Origin of the sequence: Ferrimicrobium sp., from assembly GCA_022690815.1 — a bacterium.
Lineage (GTDB): Bacteria > Actinomycetota > Acidimicrobiia > Acidimicrobiales > Acidimicrobiaceae > Ferrimicrobium.
This window is the reverse complement of sequence record JALCZJ010000008.1, coordinates 39525-60854: the sequence shown is the minus strand read 5'-3', so window position 1 is coordinate 60854 and position 21330 is coordinate 39525. Positions and strand designations below refer to the sequence as shown.

23 protein-coding genes are annotated in these 21330 nt (G+C 58.3%); 17 read left to right on the top strand and 6 right to left on the bottom strand.

What is annotated here, in order from left to right; genetic code table 11:
• Positions 1-147: 147 nt before the first annotated feature.
• Entirely contained in the window at positions 148-624 is a 477-nt protein-coding gene (locus MP439_03995) for a GNAT family N-acetyltransferase (protein ID MCI2975223.1), read from the bottom strand.
• On the opposite strand from MP439_03995, the gene MP439_03990 reads away from it, so the two are divergent.
• A complete protein-coding gene (locus MP439_03990; GenBank protein ID MCI2975222.1) occupies positions 611-880 on the top strand; it encodes a hypothetical protein in 270 nt (89 codons plus the stop codon). The two genes, MP439_03995 and MP439_03990, sit on opposite strands and share 14 nt — an antisense overlap.
• 10 nt (positions 881-890) lie before the next feature.
• Entirely contained in the window at positions 891-2207 is a 1317-nt protein-coding gene (locus tag MP439_03985; GenBank protein MCI2975221.1) for a glycosyltransferase 87 family protein, read from the top strand.
• A gap of 3 nt (positions 2208-2210) precedes the next feature.
• Here the strand turns inward: MP439_03985 and MP439_03980 are convergent, their stop codons facing one another.
• Positions 2211-2993 (bottom strand): tyrosine-protein phosphatase, encoded by a 783-nt coding sequence (locus MP439_03980; GenBank protein MCI2975220.1) that lies wholly within the window; start codon positions 2991-2993, stop codon positions 2211-2213.
• Between the two features lie 324 nt (positions 2994-3317).
• On the opposite strand from MP439_03980, the gene MP439_03975 reads away from it, so the two are divergent.
• Entirely contained in the window at positions 3318-3827 is a 510-nt protein-coding gene (locus MP439_03975) for a methylated-DNA--[protein]-cysteine S-methyltransferase (protein MCI2975219.1), read from the top strand.
• Positions 3828-3993: 166 nt separating this feature from the next.
• On the opposite strand, the gene MP439_03970 is transcribed toward MP439_03975, so the two are convergent.
• Positions 3994-4914: a DUF5666 domain-containing protein gene (locus tag MP439_03970; GenBank protein MCI2975218.1), complete on the bottom strand. Its 921-nt coding sequence runs from the start codon at positions 4912-4914 to the stop codon at positions 3994-3996.
• A 336-nt stretch (positions 4915-5250) separates the two neighbouring features.
• Here MP439_03970 and MP439_03965 point away from each other — a divergent pair, with 336 nt between their 5' ends.
• Positions 5251-5952, top strand: a complete 702-nt coding sequence (locus MP439_03965) for a response regulator transcription factor (protein MCI2975217.1) — start codon at positions 5251-5253, stop codon at positions 5950-5952.
• The gene (locus MP439_03960; GenBank protein MCI2975216.1) at positions 5949-7316 is read left to right on the top strand and encodes a HAMP domain-containing histidine kinase; all 1368 of its coding nucleotides are present in this window, start codon (positions 5949-5951) and stop codon (positions 7314-7316) included. Before MP439_03965 ends, MP439_03960 begins: the two co-directional genes overlap by 4 nt.
• 82 nt (positions 7317-7398) lie before the next feature.
• On the opposite strand, the gene merA is transcribed toward MP439_03960, so the two are convergent.
• Positions 7399-8841: a mercury(II) reductase gene (gene merA / locus MP439_03955; GenBank protein ID MCI2975215.1), complete on the bottom strand. Its 1443-nt coding sequence runs from the start codon at positions 8839-8841 to the stop codon at positions 7399-7401.
• A gap of 109 nt (positions 8842-8950) precedes the next feature.
• On the opposite strand from merA, the gene MP439_03950 reads away from it, so the two are divergent.
• From MP439_03950 to MP439_03910, 9 genes are all read left to right on the top strand, one after another.
• Complete coding sequence (locus tag MP439_03950) at positions 8951-9424, top strand: MerR family transcriptional regulator (protein ID MCI2975214.1); 474 nt, start codon at positions 8951-8953, stop codon at positions 9422-9424.
• Positions 9425-9799: 375 nt separating this feature from the next.
• A complete protein-coding gene (locus MP439_03945) occupies positions 9800-10180 on the top strand; it encodes a BlaI/MecI/CopY family transcriptional regulator (protein ID MCI2975213.1) in 381 nt (126 codons plus the stop codon).
• Positions 10177-11187, top strand: coding sequence for a M56 family metallopeptidase (locus MP439_03940; GenBank protein MCI2975212.1), 1011 nt, complete (start codon positions 10177-10179; stop codon positions 11185-11187). Before MP439_03945 ends, MP439_03940 begins: the two co-directional genes overlap by 4 nt.
• Positions 11188-11251: 64 nt before the next feature.
• Positions 11252-11563 carry a hypothetical protein gene (locus tag MP439_03935; GenBank protein ID MCI2975211.1) on the top strand — a complete coding sequence of 104 codons (312 nt, stop codon included), beginning with the start codon at positions 11252-11254 and terminating at the stop codon, positions 11561-11563.
• 2 nt (positions 11564-11565) lie between these two features.
• Complete coding sequence (locus MP439_03930; protein ID MCI2975210.1) at positions 11566-12141, top strand: hypothetical protein; 576 nt, start codon at positions 11566-11568, stop codon at positions 12139-12141.
• Positions 12138-12803: a redoxin domain-containing protein gene (locus tag MP439_03925; protein MCI2975209.1), complete on the top strand. Its 666-nt coding sequence runs from the start codon at positions 12138-12140 to the stop codon at positions 12801-12803. Before MP439_03930 ends, MP439_03925 begins: the two co-directional genes overlap by 4 nt.
• Positions 12804-12805: 2 nt before the next feature.
• The gene (locus MP439_03920; protein ID MCI2975208.1) at positions 12806-13456 is read left to right on the top strand and encodes a hypothetical protein; all 651 of its coding nucleotides are present in this window, start codon (positions 12806-12808) and stop codon (positions 13454-13456) included.
• A 120-nt stretch (positions 13457-13576) separates the two neighbouring features.
• On the top strand, positions 13577-14104 hold the full coding sequence (locus tag MP439_03915) for a DinB family protein (GenBank protein MCI2975207.1): 528 nt from the start codon (positions 13577-13579) through the stop codon (positions 14102-14104).
• A 291-nt stretch (positions 14105-14395) separates the two neighbouring features.
• Complete coding sequence (locus MP439_03910; protein ID MCI2975206.1) at positions 14396-14782, top strand: hypothetical protein; 387 nt, start codon at positions 14396-14398, stop codon at positions 14780-14782.
• 176 nt (positions 14783-14958) lie between these two features.
• On the opposite strand, the gene MP439_03905 is transcribed toward MP439_03910, so the two are convergent.
• A complete protein-coding gene (locus MP439_03905; GenBank protein ID MCI2975205.1) occupies positions 14959-15825 on the bottom strand; it encodes a GNAT family N-acetyltransferase in 867 nt (288 codons plus the stop codon).
• A 246-nt stretch (positions 15826-16071) separates the two neighbouring features.
• Here MP439_03905 and MP439_03900 point away from each other — a divergent pair, with 246 nt between their 5' ends.
• Positions 16072-17715: an amino acid permease gene (locus MP439_03900; GenBank protein ID MCI2975204.1), complete on the top strand. Its 1644-nt coding sequence runs from the start codon at positions 16072-16074 to the stop codon at positions 17713-17715.
• 63 nt (positions 17716-17778) lie between these two features.
• Here the strand turns inward: MP439_03900 and MP439_03895 are convergent, their stop codons facing one another.
• Positions 17779-19206: an amidase gene (locus tag MP439_03895; protein ID MCI2975203.1), complete on the bottom strand. Its 1428-nt coding sequence runs from the start codon at positions 19204-19206 to the stop codon at positions 17779-17781.
• Between the two features lie 391 nt (positions 19207-19597).
• On the opposite strand from MP439_03895, the gene MP439_03890 reads away from it, so the two are divergent.
• Both MP439_03890 and MP439_03885 read left to right on the top strand, forming a co-directional pair.
• Entirely contained in the window at positions 19598-20221 is a 624-nt protein-coding gene (locus tag MP439_03890; GenBank protein ID MCI2975202.1) for a PadR family transcriptional regulator, read from the top strand.
• 28 nt (positions 20222-20249) lie between these two features.
• Positions 20250-21323 carry an inositol-3-phosphate synthase gene (locus tag MP439_03885; GenBank protein MCI2975201.1) on the top strand — a complete coding sequence of 358 codons (1074 nt, stop codon included), beginning with the start codon at positions 20250-20252 and terminating at the stop codon, positions 21321-21323.
• The last annotated feature ends 7 nt before the right edge of the window (positions 21324-21330 follow it).

Below are 21330 nucleotides of genomic sequence, written 5' to 3'. Positions count from 1 at the left end.
AGGCCACCCTATCACATAAGGCTTCGACCACAAGGGGGCATTTCAGCAAATCGTCAGGTTCCGTCGACAGTGAGCTCCGCTGTCCTTTGGCAAAAGCACCTGACGGTCCTTGCGCCAAGCCACCTCCACAGGAATGAACGATATGCGCTAGTCCTCCAGTAAATACGTTGCCACCGTGAGACCCGCGTCTGCAAGCGGCCCACTCGTCGCCGGTCGAGAGTCGTGCAAGCGCCAGCCAAGATGCTCGTAGAACGCCGTCACCTCGCCGACCTCAGGGATTACCCGAAGCATCGGCCGCAATTGACGCGCCCTAGCTTGATCGACGGCATAATTGAGCAATGCACGACCGACTCCTTGGCCCTGGATTCGTGGGTCAACATAGAGTCGAAAGATCTCTCCGACCGCTCGACCATCGGCCAGCGCGGATTGCTTCAGGCCAACGTGCCCAAAAACCGTGTCATCATCGAGTGCCACCCAGGCACTGAGCGCATCGGCGCCCTGCAGCCAAACCACCGGATCAGCGGGCCAATACGCCGGATACGAGTTGCGCGCATAAACCGCCGACAACACTTCGACGCATTGTGAGAAATGGACTGCATGGCGAACGTCGATGACAAAGGACACGAGTTCCATGGTACCGTCGCAACAGCTCGCACACCTTGCACTACCAGTCATTGGCGAAACCAGTCTGCTGTCAGAGGAGTTATCTACCGCAGCAGGTCTCGCAACACTGGGCCTGACGACTGGGCTTGACGAACTACGGCTTGCTCGCGACACCTGCTTGGCCATCAACCCCACTTGGCCAGCGTCATTCAGCGACACGGTGGCGTCATTTTTCATCATTCGTCGACGCTCATCGGCAACGCTGCTATACTGCTAGCGTGCTAGTGGTGCCCGAGCAGGGCCAAAAAGTTTGGCGCATCCTAAGAGAATTGACTCCGCTGGAGCAGGATGCGTTGCTCTATCTCGGTTCGGCAGTCTTTGCTATCGGGCAACTCTTCATATCAACGCAAGGCGACTACGTGCAGTGGGGCGAGTTTGCGGTCCTACCGTATGCTTTCGTTGGGCTTGTCGCGTTTGCCATTTCCCACCATAGGGGTTGGCGAGCCAACCGCTACACCCGTCGAGGGCTTGTCGCATCGCTGTTCATTCTTTGCCTCGTGGTGCCCCTCGGTGTCTCTATCGCCCAGCGCGTCAACAACGCTCCGGGGATCCATGCACAAGATGAGGTAGCTGTCATCGAACGGTGTGGGGACCGTGTGGTACGCGACGAAAACTGCTATCTCAACACCCCACACTCCGTTGGAGTCGGCGTTCAGAACTTTTCAAAGGCCACCGACGCCAACGCTTTTGACCCCTATTTGCCGGGCATGATCATCTTCGGCATTCCCAACGGCCTTACCATTCCCAAACCCTTACGAGACGCCCGGGTGAGTCTCACGCTCTTCACCCTCCTCGTCACCACGATCGCCCTGGCCCTCAGTCGCCTCTCGGCTGATGACCGCGTACGCCTCTTTCAGTTTGTTATCGTTCTTCCCACCGGTGCTCTGCCCCTGGTGACTGGCGGCGATGACCTTCCGATCATCGCGCTGCTTCTCCTTGCGTTGGTTTTAAGCTACCGCAAACATCCCTTCATCGCTGGGCTTGCGAGCGGCCTCGCCGCCGCGATCAAGCTCACTGCATGGCCGTTGGCCTTCGGCTTAGCCATCGTACAACCACGTCAAGACAACCGGCATAGCCGCGCCCGCTATGGCGTGGGCCTCATCACAGTGCTGGCACCGGTGATAGCCATTGCCAGTCTGATCGACCCAAGAGCTTTCTTCGTCAACGAGATCCTTTTTCCTCTGGGCCTCACCAAGATCAAGTCGCCGGCAGAGTCACCGTTGCTCGGCCAAAAACTGGTGGGCCTCTTCGGCTCTCAGCTGCACCTCTTCGTCGTCGCTGCGCTCGTACTCATCGGCGCCGAGCTTGCGTTGGTTTTCTATCGTAGAATGCGCCCAGCCTCACTCGCGACGATGACCGGATACGTGGCGCTCATCTTCTTCATCGCCATATTGCTCGCCCCGGCGACCCGCTTTGGCTATCTGCTGTACCCAGCCAATATGGCGGTCTGGGCTATCATCTTCCACAAGGCAGATCAAAAGCTCCGGGCAGGCAGCCGAGTCCAAGTGTCGACCGTATCGAGCGTTCAATCACCATCAATCTGACCGTCAAGGCTGTTGCAGACATCGAAGGTCGCTCGATACCAGCAGATTTCGGCGCAGACTAACCAGCTCACGATGCGTGAGCCCATTCGCCAGTAAAAGCTGCTCCACCGACCCGTGTCGGTCGCGAATCTCTGCCAGCAGCCTCGACATGGTGCTCGCATCGGAACGAACTGCTGGGGCCATCTCGTTATCGTATACAACCGCGCCTGACTGGATGAGAAAGTTGGCAAAGGCATCACTCGTAAGCGCGTAGTCGGCTGCGATCCACTGGTCGGGAACACCCAGCAGTGCAAGAATCAATGCTGCCACGACTCCGGTTCGATCTTTGCCGGCATGGCAATGAATAAAGACCGGGAGGTGTCGCACATCCGACACGAAGGCAATGATGTCGGCCAACTCCCTCGTGTCGTGGTTGACGTAGTGACGATAGAGAGACAATAAATCATCCGTTTGGCTCACCGGAGCCTCAAAGCGAGGAGCCTGGCGCAGGGGCACATGAAAGATGACACGCACGCCATCGGCCAAAGGGCCCGAGCCAAAATGAGCCACCTCCTCAGGACGCCGCAGATCAACAATGGCACGAATTCCGATTGGCGCCAAGAGTGCCAAATCATCGGCGGTCAGTCGATGTGGTGAGTCCCCTCGAATGATCAGCCCCCGCGCAACAACACCACCGAACAACGACACCGAACCACCAAGGTCTCGCACGTTCCAGGCACCCTCCAAGGGTATTCGCTTCGCGGTAAACGTTGATGTGTCGATATTCTGGGATTGGTCCGGTTCCATTACGACATCGTGACGCCTTCTGGTGAACACTAGCTAAACCCAATCCGGCATCACGGTTAACGTTTGCCAAATCCTCGGCTAACCGCCCAGTCACAATGATCCTTGCGCTTACCGGTGTCGGCCCAAGGGTTACTCCGTCCCACGCTCCGCATCGCCGTCTCACCAACTTGCCCACCAAGGCACAGCGATCAAATAGGATGACATCGACGAGGGATTCTGCTCGTTCCATAATTTAGATGTACGACCTTGAGCCAACGCCTCTGACGGCTACCGAAAGCAGCCGGAATAGTCGCAGCTCCTGAGGATACAAACGGAGTGATGGGCATGAAGGAAACGCCATACGAGACAGCCATCGCAGCCAAAACTACGGTTTCGAGCTTGGTCATCGACTCGCCGCTGGGCCCGATTCGACTCACAGGTGACGACCAGTATTTGATGGGGATTGACTTTGTTGACAGAAGCGAAACTCCCCCGTCGACGATCGGAGCAGCACCCCTGCTGACCGAGGCGGCACGGCAGCTCGATGCTTACTTTGCAGGCAAGTTAAAGCGCTTCAATCTCCCTACACTTGCCATCGGAAGTGGTTTTCAAATGGCCGTGTGGAAATCCCTTGGGCGCATTGGCTTCGCAACGACGACGACCTATGGAGCGGTCGCTCGCTCCATAGGTCGTCCGAATGCCTCGCGGGCGGTTGGGGGCGCTATTGGCGCCAATCCAATCCCTATCGTGATCCCCTGTCACCGGGTGATCGGGTCCAACGGCTCACTGACTGGTTACTCCAGTGGGTTGGAGCGAAAGAAGATCCTGCTCTCCCACGAACAGGCGGTCCGCTAAGCCTCAAGGTCTTTGCGCACTCAACCCGTCGGCCATCAGCTTCGACCTTCGCTTCTGGCCAACCCGCTCGATGCCTCTCGCCGACGACACGCAGCGCATGGTATCAGGATCGAGTGGGACCAGACCTTGCCGTTTTGATTGATAGGGGCCCAACGACACTACGTCACTACACAACCGCGGGTGACGCTTGGGCACTGTTCGTAGACTGCGAATGGGCATGAGTTCGAAGGATCCAAACACTAATGGCATCCATCGTGCCTGAATTGCTTACCGTCCCACGAACGACAATCCGCTCTCCCACGCTCACCGCTGACGCAGTAGCTGTGGACTTGCCCATTCGATAGGTCGTCCCAGATCCAGTGTCGATCGTCACCGTCAATCCATCGAATCGCCGAAGGGTAATAGCACCCGAGGTCACCGAAGTCACCGTGCCAGCGTAGGTCGCAGGGCTGAGCACGATCCTCGAAGCATCCAGCACCTCACCATTAGCTGTGACGGTTCCCACGGCGATGATATGATCACCAACCGCGAGCGCGCCTTCTTGGATCGACATTTTCGCCTCACTATAGGTCGTTGATGGGCTAGTATCGATCGTTCGTACCAATCCAAATTGATTGGCGATGGTGATCGTTGATCCATTGATGCCCGTGATGTCACCCGCGACTAATGGTGGGACCACCCGAACCATCGTGGCAACCGTCGATGACCGCGCCGTCCTGACGAGCACGACATCGCCATCGGTTATCGCGGAGGAACTGATCGAACTGCCAGCTTCTCGATAGACCGTAGTGCTCGTCAAGCCATAGCTCATGGTGACGTTACGAGCAGTTTTAATCGTGAGCGTCTGCGCGGTGATGTCGGTCACCTTGCCTTCGGTACCTCGCCTATGAAGGGCGTGATGATGTCGGCCAACCTTTGAGTGGTTGGCGGTCGTCACCGCCGTTGGTAGGTTCGCTGCCACTTGACCGCTGGTGTTACTCGGGCCCCCTGCAGCGACGACCCCGACCGCTATCAGGGCAAGAGCGCCACCTGCGGTGACCCCGACCACGATACCCTTGCGCGCCAGAACCAGTTTTTTCACGTTCATCCGTAATCTCCTTTTCAAACGTAGCTCGAACTACTCCTAGGTGGTAGAAAACCGGTGAGACCGAAGCAGACACCAAGAGCGGTCAACTCTTACAGGGTTGGACACTGCAAGGTTCCAATTTAGCCCATAGCTTGGCGACTGACACAAACACCTGGTCCTTTGGTCGTTTCCTCATCTGCTCCCTTAACACCAATACAGCCACCACGCAACGCAGTCTGATCGGCTAATGCAAGAAGACCGTCTCAATCCGGTAAGAAGAAGGTAAGACATCAGCGAACTAGGAGTAAACGCCTCACATGTCTCTTATCAAACTCGTCGTTGGACTACTATCACGAGATGGTGTACCGCACTCAAGAACAGCCAGCCAGCATCCTGATAGCCGAGGATGATCGTGCAACACGGGATTCGACGCGCTTGGCCCTCGAGCTCGAGGGGTATCGCGTCGTCGCGGTCAGCGATGGCTACGAGGCGCTTGAGGCCATCGAACAACAAGCTTTCGATCTTTTCATCTTCGACGTCATGATGCCAAGGGCCGATGGCGTTACCGTTTGCCGACGCCTACGCAACGCCGCGAACACCACTCCAATCCTCTTGTTGACGGCCCGAACAGAGGTCAATGACCGCGTGCTGGGGCTTGACGCCGGCGCCGACGACTATCTCACAAAACCGTTTGCTCTTGACGAACTGTTTGCACGTGTTCGAGCCTTGTTGAGGCGGACGTCACCAACGAGTAATGGATCATGGATCGTCGTCGGGGACCTCTCTCTCGACGAGCTGGGGCGGCGAGCCTTTCGAGGTCAACGCGAGCTTGAACTGACCAAGACCGAGTTTGACCTGCTACTACTCCTTGCTGAAAATGCTGGTCGAGTCCTGACCCACGGCCTGATCTACGACCGCATTTGGGGTTACGACTTTGGCTCAGAGTCCAAGAACCTGGCCGTCTACATCGGGTATCTGCGCCGCAAGCTCGAGCTTCCAGGAGAGACGAAACTACTCAAGACGGTTCGAGGTGTCGGTTACGTCCTGGTTCAACCGTGAAACTTAGGACTCGTCTTGCCATCGTGCTCGCTGCACTCGCGACTGCCACCGGGTTCGTTGTTGCCATCTTGTCCTACACCACGACCACCCACCAGCTGATGGCCTCCGTCGATCTGTCGCTGCGAGAGACCGCGGTGACACTACGTTCGCACCCAGCGCTATTGCGGCCACGAACATCGTTCGCGCCGACGCCACCCATTCTCCTTGACGGACCCGCCCACGATCATGGTCTCTTACCCGGTGTCATCGTCGAAGTTATCAAGCCAGATGGCGTCATCACGCTCGTCACAGGCGCTCAGAAGTTGACAACATCGTATCATGATGTCGCAATCGCACGTGGATTGGCGACCCGATGGCTCGGGACACAGCACGTCGGATCGACCACCTACCGGGTGCTCACGAACAGCCTTGGGCGACGAGGAGCTCTCGTGGTCGCGCGCAACATCAACGATGTGCTCACCTCGCTTGGGGTGCTCAGGATCCGCTTTGGCCTACTGGTCGTAGGCGCAGCGCTCGCGGCCGCCCTTCTGGGCTTGGCAATCGCCACCGCCATCAGCCGACCGATTCTTCGCCTCGCGAACACCATCACCACATTGACGCCCGACACCGATTCCTCACTTCATTCCCAGGCGCAACGAAGCGATGAGGTTGGGGTCTTGGCACGCGCCTTTGAGCGCGCGCTTGGGGCAGTTCGTGACTCCGAGGCCCAGCAACGTCGACTCATCCAGAACGCCTCTCACGAGCTTCGCACGCCACTGACCTCGCTCAGAACCAATATCGACCTGTTGGGACGCTACGACGCGCTTGCCGCCAACGATCGAGCCCGAATCTTAGCCGATCTCGACACCGAGACCCGAGAGCTCACCAACCTCGTGAGCGAGCTCGTCGATCTGGTTCTGACCGAACAACCCAATGAGGTCACCAGCGCGCTCGACGTTGGAGCCACCGTCATGGAGCTAGTCGATCGGTTTAGGACACGCTCGAATAGGGAAATGGCGTACGCTTCGCCTCCGGTGCCAGTTGTCATCCAGGCCTCAAAGCGAGCGATCGATCAAGTCGTTAGCAATTTACTCGATAACGCCATCAAATTCTCACCGTCTGGTTCGACCATCACGATCACACTGACGCCAACCAACCTCGAGGTGACGAACCTCGCTGACCCAATCTCGGATGTCGATCGCGACCGAATTTTTGAGCGCTTCTATCGCACCCCAGCGTCGAGAGCCATCGATGGATCTGGTTTGGGCCTCGCAATCGTGCGCGAGGTGATCACCAAGATCGGTGGCACCACGTACGTCTACAACACCGACACGGCCTTGGGCAACGCGGTCACCATTGGCGTGACGTTTTCGACGCAGCGTTGAGCACACACCTCGGACATACTGAGCCACTAACCGCCAACCTGACCGAGGTTGGCATTGAGGTGGGAGTCTCGAACTCAACCGATCAGGAGGCGCAGCAAGAAAGCATGCCAACATCGCGGGTGAACGACTGCGCCCCGAGACGAATCGCCTCGGCCATCGTGAGATAGGGAGCCCAAGTCGTCGCGAGTTGTTCGACCGTAAAGTTAGCCTCGAGTGCATAGACCCCGGCGAGGATGGCATCCCCAGCGCCGTCGGCGAGCAGATGAATGCCTAACACCTTGTTGGTCGCCTGGTCAGCCACAATTTTCACGAGGCCCCTCGTGTCGCGATTCACGAGCGCACGAGCTACGGCACTGAGTTCGACTACCCGACAGTCACACCGATACCCAGCCGCAACAGCTCCCTCGTCGGTCAAACCGACCGACGCGATCTGCGGCGCGGTGAAGGTCACTCTCGGCAACGTGCGATAGTCGATGCTGCGTCCGGCATCGAGCAAAGCATTGTCGGCCACGATCGTACCGTGGAGACCGGCGACGTAGACAAACTGGGGGGCACCCGTCACGTCACCTGCGGCCCAAATCCGTGGATTGGTCGTTTGCAGTTGCTCATCGACAATCACCTCTCCCTGAGTCCCGACTTCAACGCCAACGTGTGCCAGCCCTAGCTTCTGGGTGTTTGGTCGACGTCCCGTCGCCACCAGCAATGCATCGCCTTCGAGCTCGTGCGCCGAGGCCCCTCGCTCATATGTGAGAGTGATCCTGCCCTGGTGGCTGTTGATCTGGGTTATCGTCGCCGCCGTTACCACCGCAATGCCCTCGTCGCCAAGGATCTTGGCGAGTGCTGCCGATATCTCGGGCTCCTCGAACGGTGCAATCCGATCACGAGCCTCGAGAATGGTCACCGATGCGCCAAGGTGGGCAAAGAGCTGGGCCTGCTCTAAACCGACCGCGTTCGCTCCAATCACCAGCAGGTGCTCCGGCACGGCTTGGAGCTCCATCGCGGTCGTCGACGTGAGAAACGGGACAGCATCAAGGCCTAAAATGGGCGGGACCGTGGGAGTCGCCCCGGTGGCGATCACGATCTTGGTCGCCACCACTTCGCGCTCGCGCACTCCTCGGGCGTCCTCGAAGTTGACCATGAGAGCCCCTGACTCAACAAACTGGGCTCGGCCGTGGATGACCGTAAAGCCATAGGCCGCTGCGAGGTCCTCATATTTGTCTCGCCGCAACTGGTCAACGAGTGCTCGCTTGCCCTCGATCAGCTCATCCATCGCGACAGGACCAGCCGCGGTGTGAATGCCGGGGAACGGCTGATCCATCGCACGGTAACGGGCCTCGGCGGCTGCAAGCAACGCCTTGGAGGGCACACAACCGACGTTCACGCAGGTACCCCCAATCGAGTTCTCCTCGATGAGCACGACCGTTGCCTTGAGGCCAACCGCTCGAATCGCCGTCGCGAAGGCAGCGCTACCCGACCCAATCACCGCAAGATCACAAACGATTGATCCTTGGTCTGTCGAATTCATCTGACTTCCTCCTTCTTCATCGACACCTCTGGGACAGATGTGTCGAACCATCAAACCCTCAGCGTAAAAACCCTCCAGTTGGCTGGACGGTTCATCTAGACTGTGATTGATGAGAATCGGTCAGATTGCCAAGGTCACTCACGTACCCGTTAAGACACTCCGCTACTACGAAGAGATCGGCGTGCTTTCGCCGCCGGCTCGGACTCCAGAGGGTTACCGCGACTACCCCGATGAGGCGATCGCGCAGATCAACTTTGTCAAGGCGAGTCAATCAGCTGGACTCTCACTGAAGGAGATCCGTGAAATCCTCGCCTACCGCAGAGCTGGCGTCGTCCCCTGCCAACACGTCCTTACACTGCTCAATGGGCGTGCACTCGAATACCAAGAAAAGATCGCCAAGCTCAACGAGGCACTAGCGACCCTGAGAGAATTGATTGCGCGCGCCGAGCAGCTCAACGTCGACGACTGTCCACCCGGTAATGTTTGTCACCTCATACCCACGGCGTTGGCGCAAACCGAGGCGACCAAGCACCGCGAGCGAACAGCGCGTTCGCGTCTGATCCACACAATGGTGTCTCAGTGACCACATCGAGTCCGATCGGCTGACGACGTCAAGACGCCTAAGGCTGCACAAAGAGAAAAGCGTGTCCATCATTGCCATCGCCGACAACGCTATACTACACATTATTAGTAGACACGGTTGGTGAGCACGGTTGGTGAGCACGGTTGGTGAGCACGGTTGGTAGGCACAGCGCGAAGGATCACTCCGACGGGCAGCTCATGTCATAGAGTCCTCGTGTTGCCAGATTGACCGAGAGATTGCCCCCATCGACGAAGATGCATTGGCGATGCTGTACTCACGGTGGGGACCGGGCCTACAGCTGCGACATTGAGGTAGGGCGACGAGAACACGCCCACCAACTGGACACGAGTGGACAAGAAGCGGAAGGCTAGGCCGATGAAACGGACGATGATCGCAGGCACCAAGGTTGGTCAACTCGAGGAGCGCGTGATGGAGGTGCTGCTCAAAGAGCAACGCCCGCTGACCGGACGCGAGGTCCATGATGGACTCAGCGAACCACGGCGCGCCTACACCACCATCATGACTATCTTGAACCGCCTGGTCGCGAAGGGCTTGGTCCATCGCACGAACGATGATGGCGTCCACCGCTACTCGGTGATCGGGGGCATCGACCGACTCGCAGCCAAGGAAATCGACCGACTCCTGTCAGCTTCGCAGGACCCACGTCGGGTCCTGATGTACTTCGTTGACGAGATCCACGACGAGGCACTCCTTGGCGAACTCGCTGCGCTGATCGAAAGGCAGCAAGAATCATGACGCTGCTCCTCATAGGTCCGATCGCGGTTGGGGTCTTGGCCATCTTGCCGAGTGCACTCACACGCCTCGGCCGCATCATCAACGCGCCCGAGGCGATCGCTACCGGCTTTGTCGTGTCGCTCCTTGGATGGGCGATCGTACCAGCTGCCTGGGTTCTGTGTTCGGTTGGTTCGGTTGTGGATCTCACCGCCCACCGCAAGCTCACCGACTTTGGCTGTGCCCTCGGGCTCGGGGCCGCCCCCTGGGATTTGAGTGGGTATCTCCTCGCGGCCGCTGTCATCATTCCGATTGGGGTTGCGCTCATCGGGCACCAAAGGCGTCGAGACGCGACTCTCGATCTGGCGCAGATGACGGTGATCGGCCACTACTCCTCCCCACTCGGCAGCGGTGTAGCCATCGTCAGCTCCAACGACATCCACGCCGTCTCAGCCGGCCTGGTGCATCCGCGAGCGCTGGTGACCACAGGGACCCTTGCGCTCTTGAGTGACCAAGAGCGCCAAGCCGTCTTCGAACACGAAGCTGCACACCTGCGTCTTGGTCACACCCGCTTGCTAGAGCTCGCCTCAGGAATCGCTGCACTCTACTGGTTCATTCCACCGGTTCGCAATGCCTGGAATGGCCTGCGACGAGAGCTTGAGGTTGCCGCCGACCATGAAGCTCGACGGATCATCGGTGCTCCCGTCATCATGACCGCGCTTGCCAAAGTCGTCACTCGACAAGCAAGACTCGCGGACGCGCATTTCGGAGCCCCCGACGACGTGCGCTATCGCATCCGACGCCTCCAGGAACCGACGCCAACACCTGGGGGACAACTCTTGGCGATGGGAGCCGCGGTTATCGCACCCTCGACCCTGGTCGCCCTCGCCTCCTGTGTCCTCACTGCCAACCAAATTCTTTCCCCATCCCTGTTCAGCTGTGCTTTGGTACTCTCGCTGGTCCTTGGTGTGCTGGGCTGGCGGCGTCTGGCTGCACCTTGGAGCTTCACGAAATCCGCTCGTACTGCATGAACTACTACATTTACGTAGTATCATTGTGGGTAATCAACCCCATTGGCAGAGGCGGGTGTCACAAATGTCGAAACGATCGAACCAAGCAGCGATCAAGGAAGAGCACTCCGGATGGGGCTATGTCGGTCTTTGCGCCATCGCCCCTATCGTTTGTTGCGCAGGACCGCTGATCGTTGGTGCCCTCGGAGTCGTTGGCGCTACCTGGCTCGGCGGGGTCGGCCTAGGCCTCATCGCATTGGCTGTTCTTGTCGGTTGGCGCACTAGGAAGAAGAGGCGTAACGACTGTGGCACACATGCTTGCCTCACACACTCGGTACACGATGCCACCACTACTCCTCTTTTCCAGGCACCAAAGACCCAACGGACCGGTTGGTAAGCATGCTCACACGTCAGATCATTCAGATTCGCGACACGATCGCCTTTGTAGTCAAAAGCCCCGGTCGGCGCTTCGGGTGGATTGGCCTCGCGACGGTCTTCGCGCTCGCCTACTCGTTGCTCCTACCCTTTGACTTCACCCAACAGATCGCCTTCTCAAACTGGACGTATCTCGACCCCTACATCGTAGGATGGAGCATCGTTCTTGGGACCGCCATGGGTCTGGTCGTGATGGTGCAAGTGAGCGCCATGCGCGATGTCGTCTCAGCTGGGTCAACCTCGCTCACTGGTATTGCCTTCGTTGCGAGCTTGGTTCCCAGTTTCCTTTGCTGCACACCGATCATCCCCACCTTGCTGGCCTTTGTCGGCTTCTCCTCCCTCGGTCTCTACAACGCCACCGGAGGCATCCAACACTTCTTTGCGACCCAAGAGACGCTGTTTCTCGGGGTGAGCCTTGCTATCTTGCTCATCTCTCTCTGGTGGTCCGCCCATCGCTTCTGTTGTGCATCCTGTCGTCTTCCGGCCCCGGATGCCGCAGTCACCGACCAGCAATCATCAATCTCGGAGGTACACCAGTGAACAAACCAACCAATGAAGCCCCAAATCGAGCAAAGCCGCCATCGAGACGAGCACAGCGCTATCAGCAACGCCAGCACAATCGCCAGCTTCGTCTCTTCGTCGGCCTCGGGGCCGCTGTCGTTGCTGTCATCCTCGCAGCCGTTGGGTTAACCAACCTTCACCATGGCCAGAGCACGCCGCCACAATCAACGGCTCAAAGTGCCGCTGACCCGCTGCCCTCCGTCGGATCAGCCACTCCAAACGGAACCTTTACAACCCTGAGCGGCCAGCACGAAACCGTCGCGTCCACCAAGGGAAGCCCAACCCTTTTGTGGTTCGTCTCCACCTGGTGCTCATCGTGTCAAGCCGGAACCAAGGTGATGGCCAAGAACCTGGCAACCCTTGCAGCCGCTGGCGTCAAGGTCAAGGAGATCGAACTGTACCACGACCTCGGGTCAACCGGCCCCAGCATGTCGACTTTTGCCACGGCGCTTGCTGGCTCTGAACTTCACAACCCCGACTGGACCTTTGGAGTCTCATCATTTGGACTCTCAAAGGCCTATGACCCGGTTGGTTACCTCGATATCTACTATCTCATCAACCGTGAGGGCAAGATCACCTACATCAACAGCTCACCGTCGGCTACCATGCCCCAACTCCTAAAGGCAGTGAAGGGAGTCTAAGGATGACCCGAGCACCAGCTGTTGACCCGATGAACCGACACGCCAGGCCAAAGCGACGCATCCTGATTCTCGGATTGACGCTCGCGGTCGTCATCGTGACCATCATCGGCGGCCTCCAGCTCGCAAAAGGCAGGCAGGCAACCTCGCTGACGGCGACGCTGACCCATAACCGGAGCGTAACCGTCTCAGATAGCTATGAACCGAGCGCCGCCTCCATTATGCATGGAACCTTCATGAACCTCGCTCACCAACCGGTAGCGTTGCGCAGCTACCGCGGTCATGCCATCATGGTGTGGTTTATCGCCGGAGGCTGTGCGAGCTGCGCGATCAGTATCCCGGCCGTTGCTCGAGAATTACCTATTCTCGGTCGTGATCATGTTTCCGTACTTGCCCTCGGGCTTTGGGGAGACTTTGGGCCAGCAAAAGGAGCCGATGCCAGTCTGCTAGCCTTTGCCAGGAGTGCCGCCCAGACGTCATTTCGGAATCGACAGTGGACCTTTGGGCTTGCGAGCTCAGGGCTGAGTCGTCGCTATGATCCGGCCGGGATTCCCGACTACTACCTCCTCGTAAACCGAGACGGCGTCATCACGTATCAGAACACCGCCCCGGTTTCGACCATGAACCAGCTCCTCAAGGCGGCGGCAAAACTGTAACGAACCCATCGTGGCTTTGCCGAACTCGTACACGTCTCAGCGCCGATCACGCGTCACCTCATCTTGTTGGCCTTTAGTCGATTAGCATGGTGCTCGGATCTATCACTGGGGGTGAAAGCCATGGCTAGCAACGACCTCATCGACCCAAGGCGAAGCGAACCATCGTATGGAGCCAATGAGCGTGAGATGTTGGAGGGCTGGCTTCACTATCACCGCATGACCCTAGAACTCAAATGCGAGGGCCTCGACGACACCCGGTGCAACCTACGTCCCATCCCGACATCCTCACTCTCGCTTCATGGCTTAGTTCGCCATCTCAGTGAGGTCGAACATTACTGGACCAGCATCGTCTTTACCGGTTCACCACGCGATGAGGGGATCTTTTGCAGTGAAGCTTCCCCGGATGCCGATTTTGACGAAGCCGAAGCATCAACCTTTGCACACGACCTCGCAATCTTTCACGAGCAGTGCCGCCTCGCCGACGATCGTATGGCACCAGCCTCACTCGACGATACTGGTAGCAGTCCTCTTAACGGTGATCTCGTCACGTTACGCTGGATCCTCACCCACCTCATCGAGGAGTATGCGCGCCATAACGGCCACGCAGACCTCATCCGTGAGCTGATCGACGGTGCCGTCGGCTGTTAACGTCCCCATTGAGTCCACCCACGAACAGCGCTGTCGAGCACGCCACACACGATTGATTGTTGGCACCAACCTCTCGTGAGATCTGCTTGTCCAACAGAGTTGCCAACTCCGCCAGCACGAGACTGTGCAGACCGTGACTATGAGATCAGCCGTGCGATCTGATCGGTCTCGAAGCCACGTCATAACCTAACCCTGAAGGTGCTGGGTTGAAATCTAAGAGAAATTATGACAAGGTAGGGGTGATCATCCACAAGGAGGGTCAACAACCAACCGAACAAAGGAGCATATCCAATGGCTGGCAAGAAGTCCGTTTCATTCAAAGGCAAGCAAGTAGATCTCGACAGCTTTGCAAACAAGATCGAGGAGTTCCTCAAGAGTGATGGGTTCACCGTCGAAAGCGCCGGTGACGCGACCAAAGGTTATGTCTTCCAGGCCAAGAAGGGCGGATTTTTGAGCGAGATCATCTCGGCACAGCGCGCCCTCATCCTCTCACTCACGGGTCCGGCTGACGACGCCACACTGACCATCGGCGTTGGTGATTGGAAGAAAGATCTTGTCGTAACCGCCGTAGAGACGCTGCTCATCTCAGATCTCTTTCTGCCAGTTGACATCGCCGAGATGGCCTGGACTGTGGAGGTCGAGAACAAAATCCTCAAGCAGATCGAAGCCATGGCCTAGGGTGTAGCTGCGGTTTCGCATTGAGCTGCGGTCTGAGGTCGAAACAGGATCTCGGGACGCTGCTTGGCGCGCTCGCCAACCGTCCACCAACCCCCTGCCAGGTTCGTCGGCAGGAGGTCTGGTGTGGCACCGACCGTTGCATCTCGCCGCGGCCGACACAAATCCCAAAGCATCGTTCACCCATCGCCTGGTGCTTGTAGCTGTGCTACCATGGCAGTTCCAACCCGGACAAAGCCGAGCTTGCCATAGAGCTCGGCCACCGACTGGCTCCAAGCCGTCAGCAGTACCTCCTCGGTACCTCGCTCGAAGGCATGGTCGCACAGCAGGCTTACCACGTCGAGGCCATGGCCCTGTCGACGGTAGGCAGGGAGTGTTCCAACACCGACCACCTCAGCCATGACACCAACCCGACGATAGGAGCCTCCCGCAAGTACGCCACGATCTTTAGCCACAACTGCACCGGTCACGGTGTCACCTGCGCGGGCTCTTCTCCTCACATAGGCTGCGAGTTCGTTGTCGATCGCATCCAGTAAACGATCTCGCTCGCGCGTGCCCGCCGTCGTCGACACTGACCTACTAAACGCAACCTCAATGACCGCACGACAAGCAAGGAGTGCGGGTTCATGAGGATCAACGACCCGGACCTGCTGGCTTCTTGGCCGCGGCACAAGCTGATCACGGGTCACGATGAGTAGCGGGTGACTCGTCACGGTCCAGCCTGACCTAACCACAACCTGTTCTAGCTCTGGGTTGAGCTCCGCGATCCATTCAAGCTCAATGGGCAGGCGGTGATCGACACAAGAACGCTCAAGTCGACGAAGTTGGCGGGTGCGGATACGACGGGCTCCGCCAGCAGCTGGGCGCGCAGGGTAGTGAAACGGGGTGCGGCTGATCACGAGGTTCAACGGACCGACGGCCTCGACATCGGCCTCGGTGCGGGGTAACTGATCGAAGTAGTCTTCAATGCGAACCAGTAGGGCGCGAGAAGCCGACACGTGGGCGACGCCACCTACACGATCACAAATCCCACGTTCGCCAACCATGGGACTACCCTAGCCAACCCATCAACCGATAGCCACTGCGAGCGAAGTCTTCGACTCGATCAAAGCGATGAGCCTCACCGGCAACGCCGTCGTCCGCCCCAAGGAGGATACTCACTGTCCGCCTCGTATCCGTCACATCCGACGCACACGAGCGTCACTATCATTGCAGAAATTTGAAATTCTGATCACATTTCTCTCATGAGCACGTTAGAGTGAGAAACGAGGACCGAGCTCTGGGGGGGAGAGATGGACACCAACAAAGGTCAGACACCACAATCCGACGAGGCTCGTCTCGCAGAGTTGGGCTATCGCCAAGAGCTGTCGAGGGTGATGACACTCTTTGAGAACTTCTCGGTGGCCTTTTGCTATCTATCACCAGTGGTTGGGATCTACTCGCTGTACGCGCTCAGCCTCGGGACCGCCGGGCCAGCCTTTATCTGGCTTATCCCAATCGTGGTCATTGGCCAACTCTTTGTCGCCCTGATCTTCGGCGAGCTCGGCTCGAGCTATCCGATCGCTGGTGCACTGTTTCAGTGGAGCAAGCGGCTCATGGGTACCGGCTATGGCTGGTGGGTTGGATGGATGTACGGATGGGCCCTCATCATCACCGTCGCCTCAGTCGATACCGGGGTACCGGGATACTTTGCAGACCTGGTCAACAACCTCTTTGGCACCCATCTCAATGGATCATCGCCCAACACCATTCTCCTGATCTCGACGCTCTACCTCGTAGGACAGACGCTCTTTAACGTCTATGGTGTCCGCTTTCTCGGCTCGATATCGCGCGTTGGCACCTGGTTCGAGGTGCTCGGCACGGTAGGACTCGCTATCGTCCTCCTCGCCTTTGCCACTCATCATTCACTCGGCTATCTCTTTACCACCCAGGGAACCACCCACCTCAAGACCAGTCCCTTGGGTGTGAACTTCAACGGCAACTGGTGGGCTGGAGCGGCGCTCATTGCCGTGCTCGGACCGGTCTACATCTTTTACGGCTTTGAAAGTGCCGGCGACGTCGCCGAGGAGGTCGTCAACGCCTCGCGTCATGTTCCTCGTGCGATGATCTCTGCCTTGGTGTTCGGCGGCATCGTCTCGATGATTCTCGTCGGCGCATTGAGCCTCGCGATACCTGCCGGTCCAAAGGGATTTGCTATGGCCGCAACCCAGGGGGTTCCGGGGATCCTTCAAAGCGCGATTTCAGCCAAGTTCTTTCAAGATCTCATCCTCTTTGTCATCTGTTTCGCCTTCTTCTCTTGTGGCCTCGCGGTCCAGGGGGCAGGCGCTCGTCTCGTGTTTTCCTACGCCAGGGATCGGGCGGTTCCAGGTCATCGTGTCCTGCGTCGAATCTCGCCGCGGCGCAAAACTCCGGTTGCTGCCATTCTGCTTGCTGCCGTCATCCCCGAGCTGCTCTCGTTCCTGGTTCACTTCACACCGTCAAAGCCAATCCACATCGGCTTCATTGTCTACCCGGCGCACGTCAACGCCCTGACGGCCCTCGTGAGCTTTGGTGTCTCAGGCATCTACATCTCGTTCCAGATGGTGGTCTTGGCTTACCTCATCGCCCGCTTCCGCGGCTGGAAGCCAGAAGGCTCGTTCCAGCTCGGCAACTGGGGTTATCTGGTCGCGGTGCTTGGACTGATCTATGGCGTCGGGATGATCGTCAACATCGTCGCACCAACCGGGCTAACCTCGCCTCGTGGGGCCCTGTTCAACTTCGACTGGTTGACTATCCTCGTCGACTTCATCATCATCGTCATCGGTGCGCTCTACTTCGTCTTTGGGCGACCCCATCATGCGATCCGCGCGGCCGACGCCGACCGAAAGGCCGACGCAGCCGCCAACAACAGCGACGCCGCCTCGGGCAACAGTGGCGACGCCGTCACCAGCGATTGAGCACTCTTGCGTTCGCAGCAGAGGATCCTCTTACACGGAAGGTTTGATCCAGGAGTTGCGTACTCACACCATCGGTGGTCGTGGACGCTGTGCCCAGCCGACGGCGGTTTCGACCTGGGCGGATAGCGAAAGCAACGTCATCTCGTCCCAGGGCCCTGACACGAGCTGTACCCCAACCGGAACACCGCTATCGGTTACATGAACCGGCAAGGAGATGGCGGGCTGCCCAGTCATGTTAAAGGCTGAGGTGAACACGGCCATCTGCAACACCGTCAACGAGGAGCTCGATGTCTCCGAGGAGGCGTGTAGCTCTTCGAGTACCGCACCGGCGCGGGGAGGCAGGATCGACATCGTCGGCGTCAAGAGAATATCAAACTCGCTGCCCCATCGGCTCACAAAGCCACGGGTCCATCGTTGGAGCTCCCCGACCGATCGCACGTAATCGAGGCTCGATACCGCGAGTGCAGCCTCGCGATTGCGTTGAATGTGGCCGTCGGTACGACTCCAGTCGACATCTCGATAACCGGCGAGGCCGGTGTTGACGACGTTGAGGAAGGGAACGAGAAAGTCATCCACCTTTGGAAGCTCCATGGGAACAATCTCATGCCCAAGCGCCTCGAGCGTGGTTGCAGTCAGCGTGACTGCGCGCAGGCACTCCTCGTCGACGGGAAGATCAAAGGGGGCCTTTGTGACCATCGCCACTCGTAGGTGTGTCGGCTCTATACTCAACGCCGTTGCGAAGGGTTGATCGGGTGCCGGCGCGTTGTACCACTGCGCTCGATCTGGGCCTGCGATCCTATCGAGTGCAAGCGCTGTGTCTCGAACATCTCGGGTGAGCACGCCCTCTACCGAACCACCCTCCCACGAGAAATTTCGAGAAGGCACCCGGCCACGAGCGACCTTGAGACCCACCAACCCACAGCACGAGGCGGGGATGCGAATGGAGCCACCGCCGTCATTGCCATGGGCAATAGCGAACATCTCACTAGCTACCGCGGCCGCTGCACCTCCGCTGGAGCCACCCGGGGTCAGGTCGAGGTTCCAAGGATTACGAGTCACGCCGTAGCGAACATTCTCGGTCACCGGGATCGGGCCAAATTCTGGGGCATTGGTACGCCCAACGAGCAACATCCCCGCTCGCTCAAACGCCTCGACGACCAACTCACTCTCGTCCTTGGGTGCATCAGAGACGGCGAGCGAACCATAGGTCGCAGGCCAGCCCTTAACCTCCGTGAGGTCCTTAATCGGGAGAGGTACGCCAAAGAACGTCGGGAGTTCTTCATCGTTTGAGCGCACCAAGCGCTGTTCGAGCGCGTTAGCACGACGCTTCGCGTCCTCAAAATCGGACCAGATGACCGCGTTCACCGCCGGGTTGTGGGCCTCGATTCGTTCGACCGTGTCGATCAGAACCTCGGTTGGTGAGACTTGACGAGATCGGATGAGTGCGCCAAGCTCGCTTGCGGTTGGCAGCTGGGAAAAGAGTCGAGACATGGCTTAAGCCTAGCATCGTCACTCATTTGCGTCAGGGCGCCGATACACCTCGATCTGGGCGCTGACCGTGCCAGATTGAGTCTCATCAGGTGCTGTCGATCAGCCACTGCTACCACGTGTGTGCTGGGTTGGAAGCTACAACTGGACCCGATCCAAACACTCGACATTCTTCGAGCGTCGGCGCATACCCGGTCAACTGACGCTGTACCTCACCTCCCATCACAGGCCTCCGATATGGAGCACCGATTCTCAATCTCCTCCGCGTAACGTTTACCAACCGCTTGGGTCCGGGTGGGAGTGACTCGCTAGGCCGGCCAAACCTTCTAGCTCCCCTACCTATATAACGAGTCGCTATATTGGCTTATTACAATCATCTGCTATACTGATGTGAATGCCCACCGCCTCGTACTCCAACGGATCAGCAACCGAGCTGGTCCTCCTCGGTCTTCTTGCTGAGGAGCGTATGCATGGATACGAACTCAAGCGCCGCATCGATACCGCATTCGGGGCCATCATGACCATGTCATGGGGATCGCTCTATCCAGCACTGGCAAAACTTGAACGCCGTGGATTCATTGGCTCTGCAACCGGCTCGAGTCAGAGAACTCGATTCGATCCACGCCAGCTGTCCGGAGCGCTCGCGGCCGAGTTCGCGCTACTCCAGAACGCCGATCAACCAGCCCTTGGGCACCGCAACCGCAAGGTTTATACCATCACCCAAGCCGGCCAAGAGGCACTCGATATCATGCTCCGCAACATCGACATCGACGATGATCGTGCCTTCTGGTTCGCGTTGGCCTTTAGCGCTCGCCTCGATGAGGACGAACGCCTCTCACTCCTCGAGCGACGGCTCAGCCGCATCAACGAACGAATTCGCGATCTACGCCAGGTCACCACCGCCTCACCAGGCCTTCGTCAAGTACGACAAGGGCTCGAGTATCGACTCGATGCCGAGCAGCAGTGGATCGAGCGAGAACTTAAAAGTCTTCGAGAGCACCAGACGCTCTCGCGGTAAGCAACAGAGAAAGGAAATGGGGAGAACGATGTCAAAAGTACGTGTCGCGATCGCCGGCGTCGGTAACTGCGCTAGCTCGTTAATTCAGGGAGTCCACTATTACCGAGACGCAAGTCCCGACGATGAGGTTCCGGGTCTCATGCATGTGCAGCTCGGTGACTATCACGTCAGCGACCTCGAGTTTGTCGCGGCCTTCGACGTTGATGCCACCAAGGTTGGGGTCGACCTCTCCAAGGCGATCTTCGCTGGGCGCAACAACACCATCAAGTTCGCTGATGTCCCCGAAAGCCAGGTGACGGTCCAGCGAGGGCCAACCTTTGATGGCCTCGGCAAGTACTATCGCGAATCCATCGAGGAATCTCCACTCGAGCCAGTCGATGTCGTCGAGGCACTGAAGGCGGCACGGGCCGACGTTCTCGTCGCCTATCTACCGGTGGGTTCTGAGAAGGCGCAGAAGTTCTATGCACAGGCCTGCCTTGATGCCAAGGTCGCCTTCGTAAACGCAATTCCCGTCTTCATCGCCTCCGATCCCGAGTGGGCCGCCAAGTTCACCGCCGCCGGGGTTCCGATCGTCGGCGACGACATCAAGAGCCAGGTCGGTGCCACGATCGTACATCGCACGCTTGCTCGTCTTTTCGAAGACCGTGGGCTCGTCATCGACCGCACCTATCAGCTCAACGTCGGTGGGAACATGGACTTTAAGAACATGCTCGAGCGCGAGCGCCTTGAGTCTAAGAAGATCTCCAAGACTCAATCGGTCACCAGTCAGATCGATCATGGCATCGAGGCCAACGACGTGCACATCGGGCCATCCGATCATGTTCCATGGCTTGAAGACCGCAAATGGGCCTACATTCGACTCGAAGGTCGCAACTTTGGGGATGTCCCATTGAATATCGAACTCAAGCTCGAGGTCTGGGACTCCCCCAACAGCGCTGGTGTCATCATCGATGCCGTCCGCTGTGCCAAGATCGCCCTCGACCGTGGTGAAGGTGGTCCACTGCTCGGACCATCCGCGTACTTCATGAAGTCGCCACCGCAGCAGTTCCGAGATGGCGTTGCCCAAGAGATGGTGAACGAGTACGCGCGTCCTCGCGCCTAGCTAGTCC

What these genes read in the sequence shown, in the direction of transcription:
- MP439_03990 (MCI2975222.1), top strand. Translation starts at nt 611, where the DNA reads ATGACAAAGGACACGAGTTCCATGGTACCGTCGCAACAGCTCGCACAC.
- MP439_03980 (MCI2975220.1), bottom strand. Translation starts at nt 2,993, where the DNA reads ATGGAACCGGACCAATCCCAGAATATCGACACATCAACGTTTACCGCG.
- MP439_03975 (MCI2975219.1), top strand. Translation starts at nt 3,318, where the DNA reads ATGAAGGAAACGCCATACGAGACAGCCATCGCAGCCAAAACTACGGTT.
- MP439_03970 (MCI2975218.1), bottom strand. Translation starts at nt 4,914, where the DNA reads ATGAACGTGAAAAAACTGGTTCTGGCGCGCAAGGGTATCGTGGTCGGG.
- MP439_03965 (MCI2975217.1), top strand. Translation starts at nt 5,251, where the DNA reads ATGGTGTACCGCACTCAAGAACAGCCAGCCAGCATCCTGATAGCCGAG.
- merA (MCI2975215.1), bottom strand. Translation starts at nt 8,841, where the DNA reads ATGAATTCGACAGACCAAGGATCAATCGTTTGTGATCTTGCGGTGATT.
- MP439_03950 (MCI2975214.1), top strand. Translation starts at nt 8,951, where the DNA reads ATGAGAATCGGTCAGATTGCCAAGGTCACTCACGTACCCGTTAAGACA.
- MP439_03945 (MCI2975213.1), top strand. Translation starts at nt 9,800, where the DNA reads ATGAAACGGACGATGATCGCAGGCACCAAGGTTGGTCAACTCGAGGAG.
- MP439_03940 (MCI2975212.1), top strand. Translation starts at nt 10,177, where the DNA reads ATGACGCTGCTCCTCATAGGTCCGATCGCGGTTGGGGTCTTGGCCATC.
- MP439_03935 (MCI2975211.1), top strand. Translation starts at nt 11,252, where the DNA reads ATGTCGAAACGATCGAACCAAGCAGCGATCAAGGAAGAGCACTCCGGA.
- MP439_03930 (MCI2975210.1), top strand. Translation starts at nt 11,566, where the DNA reads ATGCTCACACGTCAGATCATTCAGATTCGCGACACGATCGCCTTTGTA.
- MP439_03920 (MCI2975208.1), top strand. Translation starts at nt 12,806, where the DNA reads ATGACCCGAGCACCAGCTGTTGACCCGATGAACCGACACGCCAGGCCA.
- MP439_03915 (MCI2975207.1), top strand. Translation starts at nt 13,577, where the DNA reads ATGGCTAGCAACGACCTCATCGACCCAAGGCGAAGCGAACCATCGTAT.
- MP439_03910 (MCI2975206.1), top strand. Translation starts at nt 14,396, where the DNA reads ATGGCTGGCAAGAAGTCCGTTTCATTCAAAGGCAAGCAAGTAGATCTC.
- MP439_03905 (MCI2975205.1), bottom strand. Translation starts at nt 15,825, where the DNA reads ATGGTTGGCGAACGTGGGATTTGTGATCGTGTAGGTGGCGTCGCCCAC.
- MP439_03900 (MCI2975204.1), top strand. Translation starts at nt 16,072, where the DNA reads ATGGACACCAACAAAGGTCAGACACCACAATCCGACGAGGCTCGTCTC.
- MP439_03895 (MCI2975203.1), bottom strand. Translation starts at nt 19,206, where the DNA reads ATGTCTCGACTCTTTTCCCAGCTGCCAACCGCAAGCGAGCTTGGCGCA.
- MP439_03890 (MCI2975202.1), top strand. Translation starts at nt 19,598, where the DNA reads ATGCCCACCGCCTCGTACTCCAACGGATCAGCAACCGAGCTGGTCCTC.
- MP439_03885 (MCI2975201.1), top strand. Translation starts at nt 20,250, where the DNA reads ATGTCAAAAGTACGTGTCGCGATCGCCGGCGTCGGTAACTGCGCTAGC.